This window comes from Vibrio sp. 10N.222.49.C9, from assembly GCF_041474985.1.
GTDB classification, from domain to species: Bacteria; Pseudomonadota; Gammaproteobacteria; order Enterobacterales; family Vibrionaceae; genus Vibrio; species Vibrio crassostreae_C.
Genome location: NZ_JBFRVD010000595.1, coordinates 1 through 324, shown reverse-complemented (window position 1 = coordinate 324; position 324 = coordinate 1). Strand labels below are relative to the sequence as shown.

General features: G+C 49.7%; 2 pseudogenes. Both read right to left on the bottom strand.

Going from position 1 to position 324, the window contains the following annotated elements:
• Positions 1-181, bottom strand: a pseudogene (locus AB4585_RS24655) (patatin family protein); the annotation flags it as partial.
• Positions 182-214: 33 nt separating this feature from the next.
• Positions 215-313: pseudogene (locus AB4585_RS24650) on the bottom strand (hypothetical protein); the annotation flags it as partial.
• Positions 314-324: the final 11 nt, after the last annotated feature.

Below are 324 nucleotides of genomic sequence, written 5' to 3'. Positions count from 1 at the left end.
CCCTCTCGTCGATAAAGTCTTCAACACTCTTTTTGCCTTGATCGAGCTTTTCGTTCCAAAAACTTTGAATATTGTTTATCGGACTGCGATACCAGACCTCTTTATCATGCGCCGGGGCAGGCTCTGCTCCTTCTTGCCCTGTAAGCAAAGGGTGTTGTGGTAACTCGGTTCGAATTACCACAATACTACGAGCCCCTTGCCTCCAAGCTTCTTGAACCGGAACCGACGCTGAGACCCCCCCATCCACAAATTCCTTACCTGCTACAGCAATGGGCCTAGATACAAGGTTAGGTATCGCGCACGTTGCCCGAATAACATCTAGCC